General features: G+C 56.5%; 20 protein-coding genes. 8 read left to right on the top strand and 12 right to left on the bottom strand.

All coding sequences use genetic code 11. The annotated features are described in order from the left end of the window. Positions 1-139: 139 nt before the first annotated feature. Both cysN and tpx read left to right on the top strand, forming a co-directional pair. Positions 140-1,567, top strand: coding sequence for a sulfate adenylyltransferase subunit CysN (gene cysN / locus WH50_RS15100; RefSeq protein WP_110188058.1), 1,428 nt, complete (start codon positions 140-142; stop codon positions 1,565-1,567). A gap of 184 nt (positions 1,568-1,751) precedes the next feature. After that, the gene (gene tpx / locus WH50_RS15095) at positions 1,752-2,249 is read left to right on the top strand and encodes a thiol peroxidase (RefSeq protein ID WP_104155257.1); all 498 of its coding nucleotides are present in this window, start codon (positions 1,752-1,754) and stop codon (positions 2,247-2,249) included. Positions 2,250-2,438: 189 nt separating this feature from the next. Here the strand turns inward: tpx and WH50_RS15090 are convergent, their stop codons facing one another. From WH50_RS15090 to WH50_RS15075, 4 genes are all read right to left on the bottom strand, one after another. Further along, positions 2,439-2,942 carry a GNAT family N-acetyltransferase gene (locus tag WH50_RS15090; protein ID WP_110188057.1) on the bottom strand — a complete coding sequence of 168 codons (504 nt, stop codon included), beginning with the start codon at positions 2,940-2,942 and terminating at the stop codon, positions 2,439-2,441. A gap of 178 nt (positions 2,943-3,120) precedes the next feature. After that, on the bottom strand, positions 3,121-4,647 hold the full coding sequence (locus tag WH50_RS15085; protein WP_104155259.1) for a tripartite tricarboxylate transporter permease: 1,527 nt from the start codon (positions 4,645-4,647) through the stop codon (positions 3,121-3,123). Next, positions 4,647-5,096 carry a tripartite tricarboxylate transporter TctB family protein gene (locus WH50_RS15080; RefSeq protein ID WP_110188056.1) on the bottom strand — a complete coding sequence of 150 codons (450 nt, stop codon included), beginning with the start codon at positions 5,094-5,096 and terminating at the stop codon, positions 4,647-4,649. Before WH50_RS15080 ends, WH50_RS15085 begins: the two co-directional genes overlap by 1 nt. A gap of 203 nt (positions 5,097-5,299) precedes the next feature. Then, positions 5,300-6,289, bottom strand: a complete 990-nt coding sequence (locus tag WH50_RS15075) for a Bug family tripartite tricarboxylate transporter substrate binding protein (protein WP_110188055.1) — start codon at positions 6,287-6,289, stop codon at positions 5,300-5,302. A 362-nt stretch (positions 6,290-6,651) separates the two neighbouring features. Between WH50_RS15075 and WH50_RS15070 the strand changes: the two genes are divergently transcribed. From WH50_RS15070 to WH50_RS15060, 3 genes are read left to right on the top strand one after another with little or no spacing between them, the layout of a single operon-like run. Further along, on the top strand, positions 6,652-7,320 hold the full coding sequence (locus WH50_RS15070; protein WP_104155262.1) for a response regulator transcription factor: 669 nt from the start codon (positions 6,652-6,654) through the stop codon (positions 7,318-7,320). Positions 7,321-7,338: 18 nt separating this feature from the next. Beyond that, positions 7,339-8,718 carry a sensor histidine kinase gene (locus WH50_RS15065; protein WP_110188054.1) on the top strand — a complete coding sequence of 460 codons (1,380 nt, stop codon included), beginning with the start codon at positions 7,339-7,341 and terminating at the stop codon, positions 8,716-8,718. Positions 8,719-8,720: 2 nt separating this feature from the next. After that, positions 8,721-9,941: an ABC transporter substrate-binding protein gene (locus WH50_RS15060; RefSeq protein ID WP_165838442.1), complete on the top strand. Its 1,221-nt coding sequence runs from the start codon at positions 8,721-8,723 to the stop codon at positions 9,939-9,941. Positions 9,942-9,949: 8 nt separating this feature from the next. Here WH50_RS15060 and WH50_RS15055 read toward each other — a convergent pair whose 3' ends face one another. After that, positions 9,950-10,609 carry a TetR/AcrR family transcriptional regulator gene (locus WH50_RS15055; RefSeq protein WP_110188052.1) on the bottom strand — a complete coding sequence of 220 codons (660 nt, stop codon included), beginning with the start codon at positions 10,607-10,609 and terminating at the stop codon, positions 9,950-9,952. A gap of 92 nt (positions 10,610-10,701) precedes the next feature. Here WH50_RS15055 and WH50_RS15050 point away from each other — a divergent pair, with 92 nt between their 5' ends. Genes WH50_RS15050 through WH50_RS15040 form a run of 3 tightly spaced genes read left to right on the top strand, consistent with a single transcriptional unit; the run spans position 10,702 to position 16,522 of the window. Then, positions 10,702-11,916 (top strand): efflux RND transporter periplasmic adaptor subunit, encoded by a 1,215-nt coding sequence (locus tag WH50_RS15050; protein ID WP_110188051.1) that lies wholly within the window; start codon positions 10,702-10,704, stop codon positions 11,914-11,916. A 3-nt stretch (positions 11,917-11,919) separates the two neighbouring features. Continuing rightward, positions 11,920-15,093 carry an efflux RND transporter permease subunit gene (locus WH50_RS15045; protein ID WP_110188050.1) on the top strand — a complete coding sequence of 1,058 codons (3,174 nt, stop codon included), beginning with the start codon at positions 11,920-11,922 and terminating at the stop codon, positions 15,091-15,093. 1 nt (position 15,094) lies between these two features. Beyond that, the gene (locus tag WH50_RS15040; RefSeq protein ID WP_207780327.1) at positions 15,095-16,522 is read left to right on the top strand and encodes an efflux transporter outer membrane subunit; all 1,428 of its coding nucleotides are present in this window, start codon (positions 15,095-15,097) and stop codon (positions 16,520-16,522) included. A gap of 90 nt (positions 16,523-16,612) precedes the next feature. On the opposite strand, the gene WH50_RS15035 is transcribed toward WH50_RS15040, so the two are convergent. The 7 genes from WH50_RS15035 to WH50_RS15005 form a co-directional block, all read right to left on the bottom strand. Then, a complete protein-coding gene (locus tag WH50_RS15035) occupies positions 16,613-17,701 on the bottom strand; it encodes a DUF7986 domain-containing protein (protein WP_110188048.1) in 1,089 nt (362 codons plus the stop codon). A 138-nt stretch (positions 17,702-17,839) separates the two neighbouring features. Further along, complete coding sequence (locus WH50_RS15030) at positions 17,840-18,253, bottom strand: lysozyme inhibitor LprI family protein (protein ID WP_110188047.1); 414 nt, start codon at positions 18,251-18,253, stop codon at positions 17,840-17,842. 131 nt (positions 18,254-18,384) lie between these two features. Further along, positions 18,385-19,824 (bottom strand): carbon starvation CstA family protein, encoded by a 1,440-nt coding sequence (locus WH50_RS15025; protein ID WP_110188046.1) that lies wholly within the window; start codon positions 19,822-19,824, stop codon positions 18,385-18,387. A 110-nt stretch (positions 19,825-19,934) separates the two neighbouring features. Then, complete coding sequence (locus tag WH50_RS15020; RefSeq protein WP_110188045.1) at positions 19,935-20,627, bottom strand: response regulator; 693 nt, start codon at positions 20,625-20,627, stop codon at positions 19,935-19,937. Beyond that, the gene (locus tag WH50_RS15015) at positions 20,624-22,306 is read right to left on the bottom strand and encodes a sensor histidine kinase (protein ID WP_110188044.1); all 1,683 of its coding nucleotides are present in this window, start codon (positions 22,304-22,306) and stop codon (positions 20,624-20,626) included. The genes WH50_RS15020 and WH50_RS15015 overlap by 4 nt, the downstream gene beginning before the upstream one ends. Before the next feature lie 228 nt (positions 22,307-22,534). Beyond that, positions 22,535-23,239, bottom strand: a complete 705-nt coding sequence (locus WH50_RS15010) for a hypothetical protein (protein WP_133251336.1) — start codon at positions 23,237-23,239, stop codon at positions 22,535-22,537. Positions 23,240-23,613: 374 nt separating this feature from the next. Continuing rightward, a complete protein-coding gene (locus tag WH50_RS15005; RefSeq protein ID WP_104155278.1) occupies positions 23,614-24,327 on the bottom strand; it encodes a glutamine amidotransferase in 714 nt (237 codons plus the stop codon). Positions 24,328-24,617: the final 290 nt, after the last annotated feature.

Here is a 24,617-nt window from a genome sequence, read left to right as displayed (position 1 = left end):
TGACGCGGTATTCGGCAACGCTGATAGATTTTCAACAGCCCGCTAAAGGCGTGTTGTTCACAGCCCTTAGCAAGAACGAATGAGATATGGAAGCTTGCAGGCCAGCATCAGTGCCTGCACTTCCGATTAGGAGAACCGAATGAGTCACGCCTCCGAACTGATCGAATCCGATATCCTCGGCTACCTGAAACAGCACGAGAACAAGGACCTGCTGCGCTTTATCACCTGCGGCAGCGTTGACGATGGCAAATCCACCCTGATTGGCCGTCTGCTTTATGACACCAAGCTGATTTTTGAAGACCATCTGGCAGCCCTGCACAAAGACAACGAACGTGTGGGCAATGCAGGTGAAGCGCTGGACCTGGCGTTGCTGGTGGATGGCCTGCAGTCTGAGCGTGAGCAAGGTATCACCATCGATGTGGCTTACCGCTATTTCTCTACTGACAAGCGCAAGTTCATCATCGCTGACACCCCCGGCCATGAGCAGTACACCCGCAACATGGCTACCGGTGCTTCCACCGCCAACCTGGCCATCATTCTTATCGATGCCCGCCGTGGTGTACTGACCCAGACTCGCCGTCACAGTTTTATTGTCAACCTGCTGGGTATCAAGCACGTTGTCGTCGCCATCAACAAGATGGATCTGGTGCACTTTGATGAAGCCGAATTCAACCGCATCCGCGATGAATATCTGGAGTTCGCCAAGGCTCTGCATATCCCTGATATCCAGTTTGTGCCGATGTCTGCCCTGAACGGTGACAACGTGGTGAACAAGTCTGACGCCATGCCTTGGTATCAGGGTGAGCCGCTGATGCAGATTCTGGAAAACGTTGAGATCACCAAAGACATCAACTTCGACGACTTCCGCATGCCCGTGCAGTTCGTCAACCGTCCCAACCTGGACTTCCGTGGTTTCTGCGGTACGGTCGCCTCCGGCATCGTGCGCAAAGGCGACAGCGTCACTGCCCTGCCCTCTGGCAAATCCAGCAAGGTCAAAGCCATTGTGACTGCCGACGGTGAGCTGGACGAAGCCTTCCCGCCTCAGGCCATCACCCTGGTACTGGAAGACGAAATCGATATCAGCCGTGGCGACGTCATCGTCAGGAGCGATAACCTGCCGACCGTTTCTGATACGTTCGATGCCGATATCGTCTGGATGAGCGAAGCCGAGCTGGAAGCAGGCAAGCGCTACTGGCTGAAAACCGGTGGCAAGCTGATTCCTGCCAAGGTGGAACGCATTGACTTCAAGACCGACGTCAACACCATGGCTCAATCTGCCACACGTAGCCTGGCCCTGAATGAGATTGGTCGCTGCCGTTTGGTAACGGATGAGCCACTGGCACTGGATGCCTACGAGCAGAACAGCACCACCGGCGCCTTTATCCTGATTGACCGCATGTCCAACGCCACGCTGGGTGCAGGCATGATCGCCAGCATCGCCGATGCGCAGGGTGAGAAGGAACTGGATGAGCTTGAGCGTCTGCAGGCTTTCGAGCAGGAGCTGAACGTGCTGGTACGCAAGTACTTCCCGCACTGGGACGCGAAAGATATCAGCAAGCTGCGCTAATACCTGTCTCGCTATTCAGTGAGCCATACCCGCAAAAAGCCGAAGCCCTGCTTCGGCTTTTTGCTTTTCAGGTCGCGTACCAGCCCCGACACCTTGTATTTCACCTCCTGCACCCGCAATATCTGACCCTGCTACTCAACTACTACCCGCATACTGATGTGGGTATTCAACACGGAGTTTGAACATGGCTACAGTTACGCTGAAAGGTAATCCATTCAACACCAACGGCGACCTGCCTGCGGTTGGCAGCCAGGCCCCTGCCCTGACACTGGTCAAAACTGATCTGTCTGAAGTGACTCTGGAAAGCCTGAAAGGTCAGCGCGTTGTGCTGAACGTTTTCCCCAGCATTGATACCCCTACCTGCGCCACCTCTGTTCGCGTGTTCAACCAGAAAGCCAGCGCGCTGGAAAACACCGTCGTTCTGTGTGTTTCTCAGGATCTGCCTTTTGCCCAGGCGCGCTTCTGCGGCGCTGAAGGTCTGGACAAGGTTATCCCGGCTTCTGCCTTCCGCTCTGATTTCGCAGCTGATTACGGCGTAAAACTGATCGACGGCCCGCTGACCGGCCTGACCGCACGTTGTGTCGTTGTCGTTGATGCTGAAGGTAAAGTGGCCTACACCGAGCTGGTGGGCGAAGTGGCCAATGAACCTAATTATGAAGCGGCACTGGCTGCACTGAACTAAGAGCGAGTTCACGCTCTACGCAAAGTTCATCACTGCAAAAAGCAAAGGCGAGCTGACAGGCTCACCTTTGTTATTTCTGCTTCCTGACATTCCGATACTGGCAACCGTCGGCATTGACCTGCGTTAATGGGGCGAGTCCGTTTTGAGGCAGCGTGCCCTCTCTTGAGGTGAATAGCGGTACTACTTAACCTAGCTCTTCATCAGTGGACGAAAACGCGCCATGGTAAATACATCTGCATAATGGCCGTTCTTGAAGGCGTAGAGTTTATGCTCACCTTCAATTTCAAAACCAAACTTCTTGTACAGCGCAATGGCCGCTGCGTTGTCGGTGTACACCTCTATTTCCACACGCTCGATATTCAGCCAACGATCACACATGTCCAAAGCTGCCCGCAGCAGCGCTGAACCGACGCCCTTGCCCAGATAATCCTGCCGGACAGCCATACCAAACTCAGCCACATGTCGTCGTCGCGGCCGATTATTACTGATCAGGCTGAGCTGGCCGACGACGTCATCCCCGACCTCAGCAATCAGATTATGATAATGGGTGCCCACCTGATCAAAACGCGCTTCCCATGACTCCTGTGAGGGATAGGGCAACTGCAGGGTGTTCTCATAGGCATGAGGCTGACTGTAGATAACGCGAACGGCATCGACGTCGGCCTTGTCCGCATGACGAATGTTGACTTCCATGTGGTGTAACCTCGTATTGTTCTGTGCTGCTAATCATGAAATCCACCCATAACCATAGCACAGCGTTGCCAGATACGCGGTCTGCACTTCCTTCGGTAAAATCCCAACCCGCAAAATGCAAACAGGCGGGAATCCCCCGCCTGTTTGCTGTGTGTCAGTTCAGTCAGTCGCCATTCGCTCAGACTTTCTGACCTTCGTGTTGACGTGCCTTGTTCATTTTTCCACGCAGCAGCGGGCCCAGTACGGTAGGCAGGATCAGGCCAAGAATGGCGATAGCCCACAGACCGATGCTCAGACCACTACTGTAGAAGATGTTCCAGCTGCCATCAGAAATGGTCAGCGCATGACGCATGCTGGTTTCCATTTCCGGGCCAAGCAACATGCCCAGAATGACCGGCACCAGAGGAATCTCGATCTTGCGCAGAACATAACCGAAGATGCCGAAGGCCACCATGAAGTAGAGATCCATGGCGCTGTGGCTCAGTGAATAGATACCGATTGAGGCGACCAGCGTCACGATGGGCATCAGGTACATGGGTCGGATGCTCAGCAGCTTGACGAAGATACCGACCATCGGAATGTTCAGCAGCAGCAGAATGAAGTTACCGACAAACAGTGCCGCAATGACGCCCCATACCAGATCAGCGTGCTGCTGGAACAGCATCGGACCGGGGGTGATGTTCAGGGAAATCAGCATGGCCAGCAGTACCGCTGTGGTGCCACTACCGGGCACGCCCAGTGTCAGCATGGGGACCAGCGCACCGTTAGCCGCCGCATTGTTGCCTGCTTCAGGAGCGGCCACGCCACGGGGATCACCCTCGCCAAAGTGAGCTTTGTTACCCAGCAAACGTTTTTCCAGAGTATAGCAGATGAAGCTGCCCAGAGAGGCGCCTGCGCCTGGCAATACACCCGCAACGAAGCCCAGCACAGAACCACGAATGGCAGTGGGCAGTACGTGGAAGATGTCAGACATTTTCAGACGCAGCTTGTTCAGTACCACCATCTGATGGCCAGCACCGGCATGAGCCTCGATAAAGAACATCAGCTCACTGATGGCAAACATACCTACCAGCACGATGATGAAATCAACGCCTTCATACAGCTCAAGGGTATTGAAGGTGTAACGTGGGGTACCGGTGTTGTGGTCAATCCCCACCGTAGCAATCATCAGACCCAGGGCCGCAGCCAGCAGCGTCTTGACCGGGTTTTTACCCGTCACGCCGCCCAGCGTGGCAAAAGCCAGTGCAAACAGGGCGAAATATTCTGCAGGACCAAAGTGCAGGGCAAATTTGGCCAGAATCGGTGCCAGCAGGATCAGGCCGATGGTGGCAATGAAGCTGCCTATAAAGGAAGCAATCGCCGAAATCGCCAGCGCTTCGGCAGCCTTGCCCTGACGCGCCATGGGATAACCATCCAGCGTGGTCATCAACGCAGGTTCATCGCCGGGGATGTTCAGCATAATGCTGGAAATACGGCCACCGTACATGGCACCGGCATACACCGAAGTCAGCAGGATCAGCGCCGAATCAGCAGGCAAACCGAGGCTGAACGCCAGAGGAATCAGGATAGCCACGCCGTTGGCAGGGCCAAGACCAGGCAGTGCGCCGATTAGCGTCCCCAGAATGGAGCCGATGGCAGCAAACATCAGGTTGGACGGTGTTAGTGCAACACCAAAACCGTGCATCAGAAAATTTAACGTTTCCATTATGCCAAACCTCCCAACAGGCCCATGGGCAGCGGCAATTCAAGACCGATATCAAAAATCAGAAACACACCCACAGACGTCCCCAGACCGACCAGCGCGGCAGAAGCCAGGGTGGCGCCCATACGCCAGCTCAGGATAGCGACACAGGCAAAGCTGGCCAGGATGAAGCCCAGATAATCCAGAGACCAGGCATAACCCAGCAATACCACTACAACGACCAGCAGCTCCCCGAAAATCTTGGCACTGGGCCATTCCTGCGAGGGGTCAGGCTTAACGATCAGGTAGATGGCGCACAGGCCCAGAATCCAGGCCAGAATCGAAGGAAAAGTACTGGGGCCAACGACTTCGTTGCCACCAAAAGGTTCGGGTAATTGAGTGGCACCCCAGCCGTAAGCTACGGCCAGAACCAGCATCAACATGCCGAAGATACGATCATTGTTCAGTAGCATGTGCTACCTCCACCTATTACGCCCATCACTTCACCGTTAAGCCCAATCGCAGATGCGACTGAGCCACGGACCACACGGCTCTGGCCGTCTCCATGGACAAGTTTGCGAGAAGGAAGATGCCCCATGTCGACGAGACGTGCCGGGAGCCGAACGGAAACTATCAATGGGGGAGTGGCAGGCACTCCCCCATTTCACTCACTCAATTACTTGAGCAGGCCAACTTCTTTGGAGATTTCAGCAATATCCTGGATCTGCTTGTGAACAAACTCGTTGAACTCAGCGCCTGACTTGTGGAAAGGCAGCAGGCCGTTCTCGGTCATCACGTCTTTCCAGGCAGGTGAGTCGTACAGTTTGTCCAGTGAGCTTACCCACCAGTTGTAGGTATCGTCAGAAGCGCCACCGGGGATGTAGAAACCACGCCAGTTGGGAGCAGTGGTATCAACACCCTGTTCTTTGGCAGTAGGAATCTGATCGTAAGGAGCAGGCAGACGATCATCAGACAGTACGGCCAGCACGCGCAGGTCGCCTGACTGCAGGAAGCCCAGCACTTCAGAAACGTCACCGGTGAAGGCGCCAATGTGGCCACCAATGACCTGAGTAATGGCTTCACCACCGCCGTTGAAGGCCAGATATTTGATGTCACGCAGCTTGTCTACACCACCGGCTTTGGCAGTCATCAGCACTTTCAGGTGATCCCAGCCGCCGTTGGCGCTACCGCCACCGAACTTGACTGAGTTAGGATCGCTTTTCAGCGCGCCCAAAAGATCGCCCAGAGTTTTGTAAGGAGAGTCTTTGGACACGGCGATAACACCGTAGTCTGCACCCAGAGTACCTACCCACTTCACCATGTCGGCGTTAACGCCAGGGAACTGGCCCTGTGCCAGGCGGGTAGTGGTGGCAGTGGAAGCAGCAACGAAGACACCGTTGTCGGTGTTGCGTTTGGATACGACGTGAGCGAAAGCTACGCCGCCGCCAGCACCAGGCATGTTCACGGTCTGCACGTTGCCATCAACATAGCTCAGAGCAGACAGCAGTTTACCCACGCTACGACAGGTAAAGTCCCAGCCACCACCGGGGTTGGCAGGAGCGATACACTCAGGCGCTTTGGGCATATCAGCGGCATTGGCCATCATGGGTGCGCTGACGAGAACAGAAGACAAAGCCAGTACGGGCAGTGCAAAAAGGCGTTTCATTGTTGTTATCTCCACCTGCTGGGGAATTTTTGAAAACACAATGTGACCGGGATGGGGGTCAACATGTCGAATAAACATACGCTTGCAACCTGACACGATCCTGACACACACGTATCAGCTATGGGCTCTTATTCTAAGGTCTAATGTCTAGACCATGATGCTCATTCACGCCAGCGCACATTGCCGAAGGCCTGCACTTTTCCTTATTCCCCGTCTTCACCCCACAGCGTCGCAGTTCTGCTACGGTTACAATTTCTGCTAGGCTTGAGTCACTGCCACGGAATGGCCAGCAACGGGAAGATGAGGGCACGACCCTCATTCGCCCCGCGGCCAAAGACAAGAACTACCATCGCAGAACCGAGATGCGCATATTACTCATCGAAGACAATGTCGAACTTGCCGATGCCGTGGCTGAGTATTTCCGCCACCACGGCCATCCGCTGGACTGGGTCAGCTCCGCCGAACAGGCAGAAAAAGTGCTGGCCTATCAAAGCTTTGAACTACTTATTCTGGATATCAACCTGCCCGGCAAAGATGGCTATCAGCTGCTGAAGGCATTACGCCGTCAGGGTAATCAGGTGCCGGTTCTGGTCCTGACCGCCCGTGCTGAAATTGACGATCGGGTCAGCGCACTGGATCTGGGGGCCGACGACTATCTGGTCAAACCCTTTGATTTCCGCGAGCTGGCAGCCCGCACCCGTGCTCTGCTGCGCCGGGATCGCGGCAACGCCAGCAATGAAGTGCGCTGTGGCAATCTGCTGTTTGATCCGGCCTCACGTCAGGTATTCATCAATGACGAGCCGATTGATCTGCGCCATCGCGAAGTGCAGCTGCTGGAAGTGTTTCTTGGCGCCCTCGATCATGTGCTGACCAAGGAAGACATCGCAGACCGCCTCTACACCTTTGATGAAGCCCACACGCCCAACGCCATCGAGCAGACCCTGACTCGTCTGCGCAAGCGCCTCGATGGCTCGTCGCTGGTGATCAAGACCATTCGTGGCATGGGCTATCTCGCCCATGTTGACGACTGACGCCTGTTTCCGCGCACCATGGCCAGACGCTACTCCCTCAAACGCCGCCTGCTGATTCGCATGGGGGCAATTTTTATCATCGCCCTGCTGCTGCTGGGCGTTGGCATCTGGCGCTATGCCGAGCGTGCCGCTGACTACTCCTTCGACCGGCTGCTGACCGGCGCCAGCCTGTCCATTCTGGAACGTGTTTTCGTCACCAATGAAGGTATCGAAGTGGACATGCCCTACTCCACCATGTCGATGCTGAGCCTGGCACCCGAAGACCGGGCGTTCTATCAGGTACTGGGGCCAGACGGTTTCCCGCTGACCGGCTATCCGGATCTGCCCCTGCCTGAGCACTGGAAGCCCGGCAATGAACCGGTGTTCTTCAATGCCCGCTACAGCGGTGAAACCGTGCGCTTTCTGCTGCAAAGCAAACTGCTGACCGAACAGGGCATACACGGCTGGGTCACGGTACAGATTGGCCAGACCCGCATCGCCCGTACCGCCCTGACCTGGGAAGTGTTTCTCAATGCGCTGGGGCTGTTGTTGCTGATCATGTCGCTGGGCTTGCTGTTTGTCTGGTTCGGCATAGGTCGGGCGCTGCGGCCACTGGGCCTGATCAGTCAGGATTTACGCAACCGCGCTCCGGCCCAGCTCAGCCCGCTGGAAGTCCCTGCGCCGAAGGAAATTGCGCCACTGGTCAACTCACTGAACACCTTCATGCGACGGCTGCAGGGCAACCTCAATCTGATGCAGAACTTTATCGCCGATGCCGCCCATCAGATCCGCACGCCGCTTAGTACCCTACAGGTACAGCTTGATATGGCGGAGCATGAACAGGACAACGCCGCACTCAAGCGTCGCCTGAGCAAGGCCCGCGAGCTGAGTAAGCGGCTGATTCGCCTGACCAACCAGCTGCTGGCGCACGCTCTGGTGATTCACCGCGGCGACACGCAAACGCTGGCCAGAGTCAACCTGACCGAACTGGGGCGCCAGGTTCTGACCGAAGCTGTGCGCGACCATGCCCATACCGCAGTGGACTTTGGCTATGACACCAATGTGCAGGCAGCCTGGATTCAGGGCGACACCATCAGTCTCAAGGAGGCGCTGCGTAACCTGCTGGATAATGCCGTTAAATATGGCCCGGCGGACAACCAGATTACACTCGCTGTGCACGCTCAGAATGGCCAGCTGCAGATCAGTGTCGAAGATCACGGGCCGGGCATCCCCACCGCGCAGCATCAGCAGGTGCAGCAGCGTTTCGAGCGTCTGGCGGAAGATCGTGCAGGGTCAGGTCTGGGGCTGGCCATCGTCCGGGCCGTTGCCGATGCGCATCAGGCGGACATGACGCTGAGCAATGGAGAAAGTGGCGGACTCAAAGTGACACTGTCCTTCCCGGCCGCGGAGCAGGAATGATCATGACAGGGCAATATCGTGCCGTTTTACCGCGCCTGCAGCGCTGCCTGCTGGCGACCGTTGCCGTGACACTATGCTGGCTCGGCAGCCAGAGTGCTGTGGCGGACTCACCGGATGACAAGGCGCCCACTCTGGGCAGCGCACCTTATGGCGCCTCAGACCCTTTCACCGCCAATGCCGGTGATGACAAACCCCATGACACCGGCAAGCAGGACGAAGGCAACTGGCTGTTTATCAAGGGCTCTACCGACAAATCGGCGATTTTCCCGTTAATTCGCGCCTTTCAGGAACAGCATCCTTCGATACAGGTTCGCTACGAAGAAGTGCTGTCACCTCAGCTGTACATGGATTTTCGCAGTGAATATCTGCATCGGGCGACCACCACCGACATCATTATCAGCTCGGCCATGGACCTGCAGGCCAAACTGATCAATGACGGCTATGCCCGCCCCTACGATTCGGCCAATACCGATGATCTGCCCGACTGGGCCAAGTGGCGACATGAAGGCTTTGGTTTTGCTTTTGAGCCGCTGGTGATGGTCTACAACAAAGCCGCCTTCAAGGATCAGACGCTGCCGCGTACCCATGAAGAACTGGCGACCCAGCTGCGCGAACAACCCGCGTTCTACCAGCAGAAAGTCGGCACCTATGATATTCGCCTGTCCGGTGTCGGCTACATGCTGTTTACGCAGGATGCCGTGCACTCCAGTATCAACGGCCGTCTGCTGGAAAGCCTTGGCCGTGCGGATGTGCAGACGTTCTGCTGTACAAGCCTGATACTCGATGCGGTCGCCTCCGGCAAACTGATCCTCGGCTACAACGTGTTGGGTTCCTACTCCCTCAGCCGGGCGCTGCAGGACCCACGACTGGGCGTAATCATTCCGTCCGACTACACCCTGGCCATGAGCCCTATCGCCCTGATCTCGAAAAAGGCCAGCTCACCCAAACTGGCGCAGCAGTTCATCGATTTTCTGCTGTCCGTCGAAGGTCAGGACGACATTGCCAATCACAGCGGCCTGATCAGTCTGCTCGGCGATGGCCCTCGCTCAGCCAATGGTATCCGGCTCAATTATGAGTCCAGCTATCATCCCATCAGCCTGGGGCTCGGGTTGCTGGTCTATCTGGACCAGATGAAGCGCAACCGCTTCCTGCACGAATGGGAAAGTGTCATCCAGCCGGGCAGCATGATTCAGGCGCTGACCAACAGCGATGAGCTGCCATGACAACACGCTTACAGTCTGCTGACTCGTGAGGCCGGAAATATGTTCTGTGGCTCAGTGAGGCTGGGCGTATCCAGCGGGTCGTTCAGCAGACTGAGTAACAGCTCCATACAAAATCGGGTCATCTTGCCCTGATCCATATCCCGCGCGTCATAGCGGCGCAGCATCATGCCCTGAATCAGGGTGGCGCGCAGCTCGACAATCAGTTTAAGGTAGTCATCATCAGCCTCGGGAAAAGCCTTGCGCAGAAGGCTGACCGCCTTGGCCTGCAGGGTCAGATGGGCCTGATAGGAAATCTCGGCAATGGCCGGATTACGCGCCGCCTCGGCCTGAATTTCCAGCAGCAGCGCCCGGTCAGCATCGGCGATACGGGCTGGCGCCATGCTGCTTTCATTCCACTCCACCGGCTTCAGCCAGCCTTTTTCCAGCTCCATCCATTGCAGACGCTGATTGGTCATGCGTTCCACCAGCGCCGCGATGATCGCTTCCTTATTTTCAAAGTAGCGATAAATCTGCCCGACACTCAGCCCGGATGACTCGGCAATCATTGCCATGCTGGTGCGGTGGAAGCCCAGCTCCACCACATGGTGCTGCGCCGCATCAAGAATATGCTCGCGGCGTTGCTGGTCCCTTTCTGTTTTGGTCTGGCTCTTGTTATCTGTTGTAACCATTCTTTAAACCTTGCTGCTAGGGGCAGTAACAGACGCATTGTATAGTTTTGAGAATGATCATTCTCAATTTTATCCTGTGGCATCGGTAACTCATGAAATACTTATCTACGATGGCTGGGCTGATCCTTGTGCCCCTCGCTCTGGTTGGCTGCCAGAAAGAGGAAGTGGCACAGCAGCAACACCAGCAGCGCACCCCGGAAGTCGGCTATATCACCCTCACTACCAGTGAAGTCCCCCTGAAAACGGAATTACAAGGTCGTACTGTGGCCTCCACCACGGCGGAAGTTCGCCCGCAGGTCAGCGGCATCGTGGAAAAACGTCTGTTTGAGGAAGGCTCAGAGGTCAAAAAAGGCCAGCTGCTGTATCAGATTGACGACTCCAGCTACAAAGCCGCTTACAACGAGGCCAGGGCCGACCTGCTGAACTCGGAAGCGACGGTACGCTCGGCCAAACTGAAAGATCAGCGCTATGCGGCGCTGGCCAAGTCCGAAGGCGTTTCCAGACAGGATGCTGACGATGCCCATGCGGCCTATCTGGAAGCCGTCGCCAGTGTGGAGAAATACAAGGCCGCGGTAGAAAGCGCCAAGATCGACCTTGATCACACGCAGGTGAAGGCCCCCATTGCCGGCCGCATCGGTATTTCGTCGGTCACCGAAGGCGCACTGGTCACCGCTGATCAGGACACCGCCCTCGCCACCATTCGTTCGCTCAACCCGATTTATGTTGACCTGACCCAGTCCAGCAAGGAAGTGCTGAAATTGCGTCAGACCCTTAAGCGCTCAGGTGTCAGCAGTGGCAACACCGAAGTCAGCCTGCAGCTGGAAGACGGCTCGACCTATGCTGACAAAGGTACCCTGACCGTGCGTGAAGTGGCTGTTGATGAGTCCACAGGCTCAGTAACACTGCGCGCTCAGTTCCCCAATGATGACGATCTGCTGATGCCCGGCATGTTTGTCCGTGCCGTGCTGGACGAAGCCGTGGATACCCAGGCCATGCTGGTACCACAGCGCGGTGTGGCCCGCGATGCCCGTGGCAATGCCACCGCACTGGTGATTAAGGACGACGGCACGGTGGAACAGCGGCAGGTCACCACTGATCGCTCCATCGGTGATAAATGGCTGATTACTCAGGGTCTGTCCGCTGGAGACAAGCTGATTGTCGAAGGAACAGGCAAGGTTGCTGCCGGTCAGAAAGTGAAAAGTGTGGAAGTGGAACTGGCCGCAGACGGCTCAGTGACTGACAAGGCCGCCGATGCCAGCAAGGTCGCCAATCAGGGCGCGACCGATCAGGACAAAGGAGCGATGTAACCGATGCTAGCTCGCTTCTTTATTCATCGCCCGGTCTTTGCCTGGGTGATCTCCATTATCATCATGCTTTCGGGACTGGCAGCGCTGTTCACCCTGCCGGTCGCCCAGTATCCTGACGTAGCGCCACCGACCGTCAAGATCTCCACCACCTACACCGGCGCCTCGGCGGAAACCGTCGAAAACAGTGTCACTCAGGTGATTGAACAGGAGCTGACCGGTATCGATGGTCTGCTCTACTTCACCTCCAGTTCCTCGTCTTCAGGCAAAGCCTCCATCGACGTGACCTTTGAACAGGGCACCAATGCCGATACTGCTCAGGTTCAGGTACAGAACAAGGTGTCGCAGATCACCTCGCGGCTGCCCGAGTCAGTGCAGTCACAGGGCGTGACCGTTGCCAAATCACAGTCTGACTTCCTGCTGATTGCCGCAGTCTATGACAAGACCGACAAGGCGACCCACTACGATATCTCCGACTACATTTCCAGCAACATCTCCGACTCCATCGCCCGTCTGGAAGGGGTCGGCAGCGTACAGGTGTTCGGTTCACAATATGCCATGCGTATCTGGCTGGACCCCACCAAACTGGCTGCCTACGATCTGATGCCTTCGGATATCACCTCTGCACTGGAGTCCCAGAATGCTCAGGTGGCTGCCGGTAATATCGGCGGTATGCCCACGACCGACGTGCAGGAACTGAACGCCACCGTCACGGCCCAGTCGATGCTCACCACCCCGGAACAGTTCCGCAACATCATCATCAAGCACGACAGTAGCGGTGCAGACGTCAAACTGGGCGACATTGCCACCGTCGAGCTGGGTGCGGAAAGCTACAACTACGTTCCCCGTCTGAATGGTCACCCGGCGTCCGGTATTGCGGTGATGCTGGCCCCCGGCGCCAATGCCATGTCCACTGCAGAGCGCGTCAAGAGCACCATCAGCGCGCTGCAGAAAAATATGCCGCAGGGTTATGAAGTGGCCTATCCCAAGGACAGTACCCAGTTCATCCGCATCTCCATCGAAGAAGTGGTGAAAACCCTGTTCGAGGCCATCGCGCTGGTGGTGGTGGTGATGTTTGTGTTCCTGCAGAGCTGGCGTGCAACGCTGATCCCCGCCATTGCCGTGCCGGTGGTGTTGCTGGGTACCTTCGGCGTGCTGTCCGTGTTTGGCTACTCGATCAACACCCTGACCATGTTTGGCATGGTGCTCTCCATCGGTCTGCTGGTGGACGACGCCATCGTGGTGGTCGAGAACGTCGAACGTGTCATGCACGAAGAGAAGCTGTCACCCCGCGCCGCCACCATCAAGTCCATGGGGGAGATCAGTAGTGCGCTGATCGGCATCGCCGTGGTGCTGTCTGCGGTATTCCTGCCGATGGCATTCTTTGGTGGCTCGACCGGCGTGATCTACCGCCAGTTCTCCATCACTATCGTTTCCTCCATGGCCCTGTCCGTGATTGTCGCCCTGACCCTCAGCCCGACACTCTGCGCCTCTATCCTAAAACCCAGTGATCATGCTGCTCGCAAAGGCTTTTTCGGCTGGTTCAACCGCAACTTTGACCGCATGACCAACCGCTATGAAGGCCGAGTCAGCCGCACCGTGCGTCAGCCGGTTCGCTGGATGATCGTTTATGGACTGATCATCGGTGCACTGGCCGTACTCATGCTGCGTCTGCCGACCGGCTTCCTGCCGGAAGAAGATCAGGGTGAAGGGATGATTCAGATCAACCTGCCGACCGGCGCCTCGATCAAGCGCACCATGGCGGTGGCGGATGACGTCAAAAACTACTTCCTCACTGACGAGAAAGACAACGTCAACGCCCTGTTCACCATCTCCGGCTTCAACTTCAGTGGCGCCGGACAAAACGCGGCCATGGCCTTCGTCGCCTACAAGGACTGGGATTCCCGCCCGGGCGAAGCCAACACCGCCGCTGCTATTTCCCAGCGGGCAATGAAAAACCTGTCCAGCGTGCGTGATGCCAGCATCTTTGCCATGTCGCCCCCGGCGATCCGTGGTTTGGGCCAGAGCAATGGCTTTACCTTTGAACTGCAGGCAGCGCCCGGTACCTCGCGCGCAGAGTTTGAAAAGCTCAAGAACCAGCTGCTGGCAGCAGCACGCAAGGATGACAAGCTGAGCGGCATCCGCCTTGGCTCGCTGAGTGACACACCGCAACTGAAGATCAATATCGACTCGGCCAAAGCCACCTCACTCGGCCTGTCCCTGTCCGATGTGACCAGCACCCTCAGCACCGCCTGGGCTGGCAGCTACGTCAACGATTTCGTCGACAATGGCCGGGTGAAAAAAGTCTATGTGCAGGGCGATGCCCGGTACCGCTCCTCACCGGATGACCTGAAGCACTGGTTTGTCCGCACCAGCGACGACACCAGCATGACCCCCTTCAGTGCCGTCAGCTCGGTGGAGTGGACCAGCGGCCCGCAAACCCTGAGCCGTTTCAACGGTCTGTCGTCCTATGAAATTCAGGGCGCAGGTGCCACCGGCGTCAGCTCGGGCGAAGCCATGAATGAAATGCAGAAACTGGCGGACGCCCTGCCGGAAGGCACCACCTATACCTGGAGCGGCCTGTCCTATCAGGAGCGCCAGTCCAGTGGCCAGTCCACCCTGCTCTACGCTGTCTCCATTCTGGTGGTCTTCCTCTGTCTGGCAGCACTGTATGAAAGCTGGTCGGTGCCCTTCTCAGTGATCATGGTAATTCCTCTGGGCGTGGTAGGTGCTGCTCTGGCGGCCACCCTGCGCGGGCTGGAGAATGACATCTACTTCCAGGTAGCGCTGCTGACCACCATTGGTCTGTCGTCGAAAAACGCCATTCTGATCGTTGAGTTTGCCGAAGCCGCCTATCAGCGTGGTGCCAGCCAGTTTGCAGCGGCCGTGGAAGGCGCCAAGCTGCGTCTGCGTCCGATTCTGATGACGTCACTGGCGTTTATCTTCGGCACCCTGCCGCTGGCGGTCTCCACCGGTGCTGGCGCCAACAGCCGGATATCCATAGGTACCGGCATTGTCGGTGGCACCATTACGGCCACCCTGCTGGCCGTTATCCTGGTGCCGCTGTTCTTCGTGCTGATTCGCCGTCTGTTCCCCAAGCGCAAGCGTGTGGAAGAAGATGACGCCGGGCAGGATGCACCCTCGCTGCCACCCCATTCAGCTGAAGTGACCGGAGCCTGAGATGAGAAAAGTGATGTTCCCCCGTCTGTCCGGCTCCAAAACGTTTGCCGTGCTGCCCCTGCTGGCGGCACTGGCAGGCTGTAGCAGCCTGGCCCCTGACTATCAGCGCCCGGCCAGCAGCGTACCGCAGAGCTGGCCACAAGGCGCGGCTTACGGTCAGCAGGCGTCTGACCCGACGCAAACAGCCGCCGCCCTGCCGTGGAAAGCCTTTATTAAGAATGAGCGCCTGCAGAAGGTGATTGCCCTGGCGCTGGAGAATAATCAGGACCTGCGTGCAGCCCTCGCCGACGTGGCGGCTGCCCGTGCTACCTATCGTGAACAGCGTGCCGCTCAGTTGCCCGAGATCGATGCCGGTGTTTCCGGCAGTCGCTCCCGTAGTCTGGGCAGCAGCGGTGTCTCTGAAAGCTATGAAGCCACCGCCGGCCTGAGTTCCTACGAGGTTGACCTGTTCGGCAAAACCCGCAGCCTGACGACAGCGGAGCTGGAGAGTTATCTGTCATCGGCAGAAACGGCCAAAGCCACCCGCATCACCCTGATCGGCGAGACGGCCAGCGCCTGGCTGACCCTGGCGTCTGACCAGTCACTGCTGAAACTGGCGCAGGATACGGCGGAGAATGCCCAGCGCGACGTGGACATTACCCGTCAGCGTCTGAAACTCGGCGTCGATTCCCGTGTAGATGTGCGCAATGCCGAAACCACTTATCACAGTGCCCGTGCCGATATCGCCAGCTACACCACACTGGTCGCCCAGGACCGTAATGCCCTCGAACTGCTGGTTGGCCAGACGCTGGACCCTTCGCTGCTGCCTGAAGGTCTGCCGGAGGATGAAAACTGGCTGGCAGACGTGCCTGCCGGGGTCAGCTCGGACGTGCTGCTGCAACGGCCGGATGTGCTGTCGGCTGAACATGACCTCAAGGCCGCCAACGCCAATATCGGCGCCGCCCGTGCAGCCTTCTTCCCCAGCCTGTCACTGACCACCACTGGCGGGCTGGCCAGTGCTGCGCTGGCGGATCTGTTCAGCGGTGGCGCCACCACCATCTGGAGCCTGGCGCCCAGCCTGTCATTACCGATCTTTGATGGTGGCGCCAACAAGGCAGCCCTTGCCTACGACGAAGCGCAGAAGGACAAGTATGTCGCCACCTACAAATACGCGGTACAGACAGCCTTCAAGGAAGTAGCGGATGCGCTGGCACGACGTGGCACCATTGCTGACCAGCTGAGTGCCGAAAAGGATCTGATGGATGCAGCACAGGACAGCTATAACCTGTCGTTCGACCGCTACAAGAACGGCGTCGACAGCTATCTGGATGCGCTGGAAGCACAACGCACGCTGTACAGTGTGCAGCAGACTTATATTTCCACCCGTCTGACCGAGCTGGACAACCGCGTCACCCTCTATCGGGTGCTGGGAGGCGGCCTGCAGGAATAGCGGTTACCGCCTGAGAGAAATGACAACGCCGGGAAAATCACCCGGCGTTGTGTTTTAAGAGCATGAACACAGTCTGAGTCTGCGACTCGGTTACTGCACCATGACCGCTTCAATTTCAGGCTCACGCAGCAGTTCCGACAGCTTCCAGCTGAAGACTTCGGCGCCCCATTTTGCCCGTGCGGCTGATTCCACGCTCAGGGTCAGGTGACGCCCTTTCAATTCGGCTGCCCCCAGAATCTGTCCCTCATGGTGCCAGTGCCACACCTTGGCACTGTGCTTTTGCAGCCAGTCAGCCTCATCCAGATGTGGCGTCAGATCTTTTTGCAGCACTTTGGCGGCCAGCGGGAAACGCACCTCATGGGGAGTCAGCTCAGTGTCGCTGCTGCACGTTGTCTCCTCCATCACAGATACGGTGGTGGTGTGCGCCGTTGATGGCTCAGTGCCATTCGCGTCAACGGCGACGGCCTCGTTCGCCTCACTGCCTTCAACCGCCTCGCTATCCGATGCCTTGCCTTGAGGTAAGCGATCCCCCAGCTCATGTGTCAGCCAGGACAGGGTAAAGAGTGCGGCCACCGAGCGCAGCTCCTGTTCGGTAGGCTGTGGCAACGGCTCATCAGCCGCCTTGCCATAGGCCTCCCGCAGGCTGTCGAGCAGGGTGGCCACCGCTTCATCGCTGAACAGCAGCGCGCCGCCAGCCAGAATCAGTCTGTTCAGTTCTTCCACTACCCGGGCCGCCAGATGGTCACCCACCTTGACGCTGCGGGCCATGCCGGGGTCACTCACGACCACGTCATCACCGCCGCGGATCACATCACGCAGACTCAGCGACTGCCCGGGCACCACCTGCTCCACCCGATACAAGCTCATGGTCGAGGTGCGCAACGCCCTGATATAGGCCTTGGTACGGGCGCTCTCCTTCCAGCCACGCCGTTTCATGTAGTCGTCAATCATATTGACGCCAGCAACGTCGAACTCCTGAGTGAGAAAATCCTCAAATGCACAACCCCACAGGGTATTCGCCCATTCGTTGCCGATCATGCCGGCCAGGTCTTCAAACTTCATATCACCCGCTTTGAGGGTCTGACCCAGATGGTCGTCAAACACCATGGCAAAACAGTGTGGCCACTCATCGCGATTGAGAAACTTGAACAAACCTTTCAGGTCGTGACTGTTAGACATTAACTCCCTCAGTACTGCTCTCGTGGTCAGGCAGGGCAGCCATAAAAGCAAAGGCCGCCGGTGAAAAATCGGCGGCCTTTATATCACATTGCCCTCTGCAGCGGGTGAAATCTCCTCAATCTTCCGCGAAATTGAGGTTTAGGGCTGTATATAGCCGCAAACATCGCCTTCAGGTCGTTCGAGAAATGCCTGCAATTCAGCCGTACGCTGCCGGGTCATTCTGGCCAGAATCTGCGACTGACACATGGGATTGGACGAACCGTAAACCTCGCTGGCATTGGCCTCAGGATAGATCGACGCCAGATGCGCATCCCGATAGGCCAGCCACAAACGCTGAGCTTTTTTCAGTTTGTCGATAAAGACCGGATCATCGGCGTAGTGCTTCAGCACCTGCTGGTAAACCTTGTTCAGCTCTCCGTCAGCCGTGCTGTAGTCCTGTGCTGCACAGGCATTCATTTCCACCGTGGTCTCGGCATTGCTGCAGCTGGCTGAAGCACCTGCCGCCCACAGGGTCATGAGCAGGGTCAGGGTTATGTTCACTTTCCTAAGCATTGCCGCTTCTCCTCAGCACGTTGCCCGGTAACAGAGCTTGTCAGGCTCAGCAGCATAGCGAAAAACAAAAAGCCGCGCAGTGCAGCACTGCGCGGCTTTCTTGAAACGTGGAGTCTGTGTCCGGATGCCGCTTAATTCTGCGACGACGCCAGAGCAGGCATATCCACTTCATCCTTGTCATTGCGACCACGTAGCAGCAGCCAGGCCAGCACCACCAGCGATGAGGCGATACCCACCGGGCCGGCGATACTCATGGGCAAACCAAAGCCGATCTGGGCTGACAGCAGGTAGGCATTGACCACGCCGGTCATGAATACCGCAGGCAGGGTGCACACCCAGTGGAATTTGCCATGGCGTTTCAGCCAGGCAGCAGCGGCCCACAGCATCATCACTGCGGTCATCTGGTTGGCCCAGCCGAAGTAGCGCCAGATCACATCGAAGTCCATGCGGCTGATGATAAAGCCCACAGCAAACAGCGGAATGGCCACCAGCAGGCGCTTGGCGATAGGTTTCTGATCAAACTTGAGGAAGTCAGACAGAATCAGACGTGCTGCACGGAAAGAGGTATCCCCCGAGGTAATCGGCAGGACCACGACACCCAGAATGGCCAGTACACCACCCACCGTGCCCAGCAGCGAGCGAGACACTTCGTCCACTACCGCCGCCGGTCCGCCAGCAGCCAGTGTGGCATTCAGCGCTTCAGGGCTCTGATAGAAAGACATGCCCAGCGTTGCCCAGATCAGGGCAATCACCCCTTCACCGATCATCGCACCGTAGAACACAAAGCGGCCGTTCTTTTCATTCTCCACACAACGAGCCATCAGCGGTGACTGTGTTGCATGGAAGCCGGACAGTGCGCCACAGGCAATGGTGATGAACAGCAGCGGCCACAGCGGCAGGTGATCCGGGTGCAGGTTCGCGAAGGTCATACCGAAGGCATAGAAAGGATGATCACTGACCGCCAGACCGATCAGCAGACCAACGGACATGAATACCAGCAAGGCGCCAAACAGGGGGTAAAAGCGGCCGATGATCTTGTCTATAGGCACAATGGTCGCCAGCATGTAGTAGCCGAAAATAATCGCCACCCACACCGGTACGGAGGTGCCTGACAAGTTCCCCAGCAACTTGGCCGGGCCCAGAGTGAAGACCACACCGACCAGCAGCAACAGGATGACCGCAAAGGCATTCATGAAGTGTTTGGCTACTGTTCCCAGCTCACGTCCGACCACCGTCGGCACCGATGCCCCGTTGGCACGGACAGACATCATGCCGGAGAAGTAGTCATGTACTGCACCAGCGAAGATCGAACCGAAGACGATCCACAGCAGCGCCGTCGGACCATAGAGTGCGCCGAGAATGGGGCCAAAAATCGGGCCGAGACCGGCAATATTGAGCAGCTGCACCAGATACACCTTGCCGGTGGACATGGGCACGTAGTCAACGCCGTCGTTATTGACCAGCGCCGGCGTGTTACGTTCAGGCCGGATACCGAAGATACGTTCGATGATTCTGCCGTAGATGAAATAGCCGCCCAGTAGCAAGGCGACACCGAGGAGAAACCACTGCATGCTTACCCCCTTGTTGTGTTTGTTGTGGTGGTTTGCAGGCGAGCTTAATGAGTGCAACGAAGTGCGGCAGTCTGTTTCTGGCTGAGTGGTCGTAATCCGCCCCTGAGCGGTCAGAAGGGTAACAGGAATTTATCCTTTAGTAGTTTGAAGTAGCGCCGCGACACCGGCACTCTGGCGCCGTGGCGGGTTTCAATTTCGGCACCGCCTTCATTCTGGGTAATCGCCCTGATGGCATCGATGTTGATCAGATACTGCCGATGCACCCGAATCAGCGGCAACCGCGACTCCAGCGTTTTCAGCGGTAACTGGCAGTGCAGCTCTTCGCCGCCAACCTGCACCTGAGTGCCGGTCAGATCGACATAGGCACAGTCGATGTCGGCGGGCAGCACCAGCCGTACCCGGCTGCCCTGATAGCAGGCCAGCCGCTCCAGCGGTTCCATCTCTCCCACACCCTGCGCCTGAATACGCTTCAGCGTCCGCGCCAGTCGCTCAGGGTTGACGGGCTTGAGCAGATAATCGAGCGCCTCCTGCTCAAAGGCAGTCAGGGCATATTCCTGATGCGCCGTAACAAACACCAGCAGTGGCCGCGGGTCGGCCAGCAGACTGCTGACATCCAGCCCGTTCAGCCCGGGCATATCCACATCCAGAAAGATCACGTCAGGCTGCGTTGCCTTGGCCTGTAACAGGGCATCTTTGCCGTTGCCCGCCTCGCCCACCACCTCGACACTGCCTGCCTCACCCAGCAGGGCTGCCAGTTCTTCCCGGGCCAGCGGCTCATCATCAACGATCAGGGCACGAATCATGACAGCACTCCTCTGGGCCAGATCAGTTCTGCACGGGTTGCGATCCCCGGCTGGTGGTGGAGCTGCAGTGTACAGCTGACACCGAGTGCGGCAAACCGCTCCCGCACCAGTCGCAAGCCAAGGCCATCATGCTGCTGTGGCAACTGGGCCGCGCTGTCTTCGACGATCACCTGAATATGATCCTCCTGTCGCCGCGCCGTAAGCCTGACTTCCCCCCCCTGTTCAGCCCGGCTGATACCGTGCTTCAGGGCATTTTCCACCAGCGTCTGAATGGCCAGCGCAGGCACCTGTTCTTCCTCCAGCGCCTCATCCAGATCTTCGACAAAGCGCAGGCGGTCGCCAAAGCGTGCCTTCTCAATCGCCAGATAGTGATGAATATGCTCAAACTCCTGTACCAGCGACACCGTCACTGTATTGCGCCCCAGATTGCCGCGCAGAAACTCGGCCAGATGCAGCACCAGCTGACGCGCCTCCTGCGGTGCCCGGCGCAATACCGCCGCAACGGTATTGAGGCTGTTGAACAGAAAATGCGGGTTCACCTTGGCCTCCAGCGCCCGCAGCTCGGCCTCCGCCAGCAACGCACGGCTGGCCTGCAACTGGCTGTGCAGGATCTGGTTAGAGAGCACCCCGGCGATCCCTTCACCAAGACTGCGGTTGAGATTACGGAACAGCTTGCGCTTGGGCTCGTACAACTTGATGGTGCCCACCACCTCCTGTTCGCCACGCAGCGGCACCACCAGCGACGAGCCCAGCTCGCAGCTTCCTTCAATGGAGCACTGATAGGGGGTGGTCAGGCCATCGGCAAACACCACCCGGTTATCACGAATGGCATCCAGCGTGATTACTGAGGAGATCGGCCGCCCAACCTGATGATGATCAGCGCCCATACCGGTAAAGCCGAGAATCTGCTGACGGTCAGTGATAGCGACAGCCGCCACACCCGTTTCATCCTTGACCACCTCGGCAATGGCCTGCGCCGAGCGCTGATTCAGCCCCTCATCCAGCAGCCCGACACAGCGACGGGCAATGCGCAGTGCACGGCGGGATACCTGAGAGGCCAGCTCATCGGCCTGAAACTTGGCATCGCGGATAAAGCTCATAAACAGCGCGGCGCCAAGAGCATTAGCCACCATCATCGGCAGAGCAATGGCTTCTACCAGCCGCAGCGACTGATCATAGGGCCTGGCCACCAGAAGAAGGATCAGCATCTGACAGCCTTCGGCGACAATGCCCAGCAACAGCGCCTGCAGCGGTTTGAAGATGCGTTCGGTCTGACCGCGACGTTGCCAGAAAGCATGTACCAGCCCTGCCAGCAACCCTTCCCAGGTCGTCGAGATCGCGCAGGCGACATCGGTAAAACCACCCAGCGAATAGCGATGCATACCACCGGTAAAACCGACTGCCAGCCCGACCAGCGGCCCACCCAGCAACCCGCCAAGAATGGCACCAATGGCACGGGTATTGGCAATGGCATCCAGCGTCTGCTGGCCAAAGTAGGTACCCATGATGCAGAAACTGGAGAAGATGCCGTACACCATCAGCTTGTGGATCGGCCAGCTGGACAGATTGGCTAATGGCCTGAACAGCGGCGTTTTGGAAAACAGATAGGCGATCAGCAGATAGACGCTCATCTGCTGGAACAGCGGCACTACCAGCTGAACATCGATGGACTCGATCATGGCTGAACTCACTCCCTGAACATCCGGTCAGATCAACAATGCAGAGAAGGGGGAACTGACACGGAAAATGCTGGGAGTATGGCAGAGATGGCAATTTTGAGGTTAGTAGTTTGAAAGAGTAGGTATCTGTCTATTGAAAAACAGATACCACAAAAATTTTATTTCAGGATTAATGTAAATTTATACAATATCTTTATATTAGCGACTCATATATAGACAACCTGATGATTACTGAGCTGTGGCAACCTTTCCTTCATCCATAGGTATTAATCTGGCATTCTTTTCTATTTGATCAATACAATACTTGATAGACAGATCAAACGACCTACGCAACCCTGAGCCATCCTCTAACTCCGCATATGAAGGCGCATTATCAGTGTCTTCATACTCCGGCTGATGTGCACATCTGTCTTCAAAAATAACTTTCGCTGTATTCGTATCAATCAACCTTGCATTTGCAGAATACATTACCTGGTAATTGTTAGGATCCAGCCTGTAATATGCTGATCTCCAGTAAAAAGTGCTTATATCCAGTACATAATCGTAATTTTTATACTGCATGGCCAGCTGTTCAGGCTTAACGCCTGCTTGAACGAAATCCGATGCCTCATGAACACTCATGTCATATGATTTTTCAAATTGATTCCCAACAGATGATGCAATAGCTAACGCAGGATCTTTTATATCATTTTTAGCTATCATCTCATTTCCATTTGATATAGCTGTCATTGCTCCGATAATTCCAAACTGAGCATTTAATGCTGTTGTTGCAGTAAAATCAGGAAGTTTTTCGTACTTAGCAATAAGTAATGTTTTACCCTTTATTGATAATAAGTCTGCATCGGCCAATGGTTTAGTATTTACTGCACCACAACCAACAACAATACTACCAAGAAGTGAAACCACTATAAGTTTAATTGTGTTCTTAATCATTTTATTCCGTTCTAACCACTAAAAGTTCACGGCATCTATTTAATGGCATCCGCCAGATGAAATAATTTGAAATTACTTTTTACAAGAAGCGCGGATTGTAGGGTAAGATTGCAATTTACACAACAACATTTAGACACAAATCGCAACATTGCACTTAATACACCCGCATCCTTTCAGTTCGACCTTACTGTGAACAAGTTCCGAGAAGAGAAAGAGAAGAGGAAAGGAGAGTGAAGAGTCAGATCGTTTGCTATGTGTAACAATCACTTAGCTACAGACCTTGTACAAGCAGGAAATAAAAATATGTGAGCAGCGAAGTACAAGACCTTATGTAGAGGTACATACTGATTGCTGCTCACAGTAGAGAAAAATTGTTAGTCCAGCGTATAGCGCACAAAACCACGCAGCAGGTTGGCGGCGTCGGTAGTGGCATCGATGCCGCTCAGAATGGCATCCACATCAAGACCTTTCTGCTCCAGTGCCGCTCGCTGGGCGCTGGCATAGTCGCTCATCACCTCAGCGGTAAACTCAGGATGGAACTGCGTCGCCCAGGCACAGGGGCCAACACGATAGGCGTGATGCGGTTCAAACGCATTGCTCGCCAGTACCTGCGCTTCGGCAGGCAGACGCAGCACGGTCTGGTAATGGGTCGACTGAGCACGGAAGCGACTGGGCAACAGGCCAAACAGCGGGTCACGCTGACCGTTCTGGCTCAGGCTGACGTCCACTGTGCCCATTTCCGGGCCTTGAGGGTGATAGCCCACTTCGCCACCCAGTGCATGGGCCAGCAACTGATGACCATAGCACACGGCAAACAGCGGCTTTTCCCGATGGACCACATCCACCAGCCACTGACCAAGACGTTCGCTCCAGTCCTCACGGTCAGACACCATGGCATGGGAGCCGGTGACGACAATACCTGCGTACTCACTGGCGTCGGGCAGCTGTTCCACCGCATAGGCGGGGCAGATATCTACCCTCTCCGGGGTTAAATCCATGGCCTTGATAAAGAGCGCGTCAAAATCTCCATGGCGCTGCGCAACATGCGCAAAAGCCTCGCCCGTTTTTACCACAAGAATTCGCGGCATTTACGTCTATTACCTTTCAGAATGGGCTCCACCACCCCACCTCAACACTGCTGCAAATCACAACGCCAACCCGCCTTCCTGCTCTAAAAAGCGGGAAGCATTCTGACAGGCTGACAAGGGTGTGATAACGAGGGAAAAGGCGGCGTTGCAGAGAGCCAGAAAACAATCCGACAGCCGGTCGCACCGGGTAATACCGGGCACTTTTCCGTTGCTGTCGCAAAATCCGCCGGAATTTTACTCCCACCGGTCAGGAAAACCAGCTTTTACCTCAACAACACTGACTGAAAAAT

The organism is Pokkaliibacter plantistimulans, assembly GCF_003194385.1.
GTDB lineage: Bacteria > Pseudomonadota > Gammaproteobacteria > Pseudomonadales > Balneatricaceae > Pokkaliibacter > Pokkaliibacter plantistimulans.
This window is presented reverse-complemented; position numbering and strand designations above follow the sequence as displayed.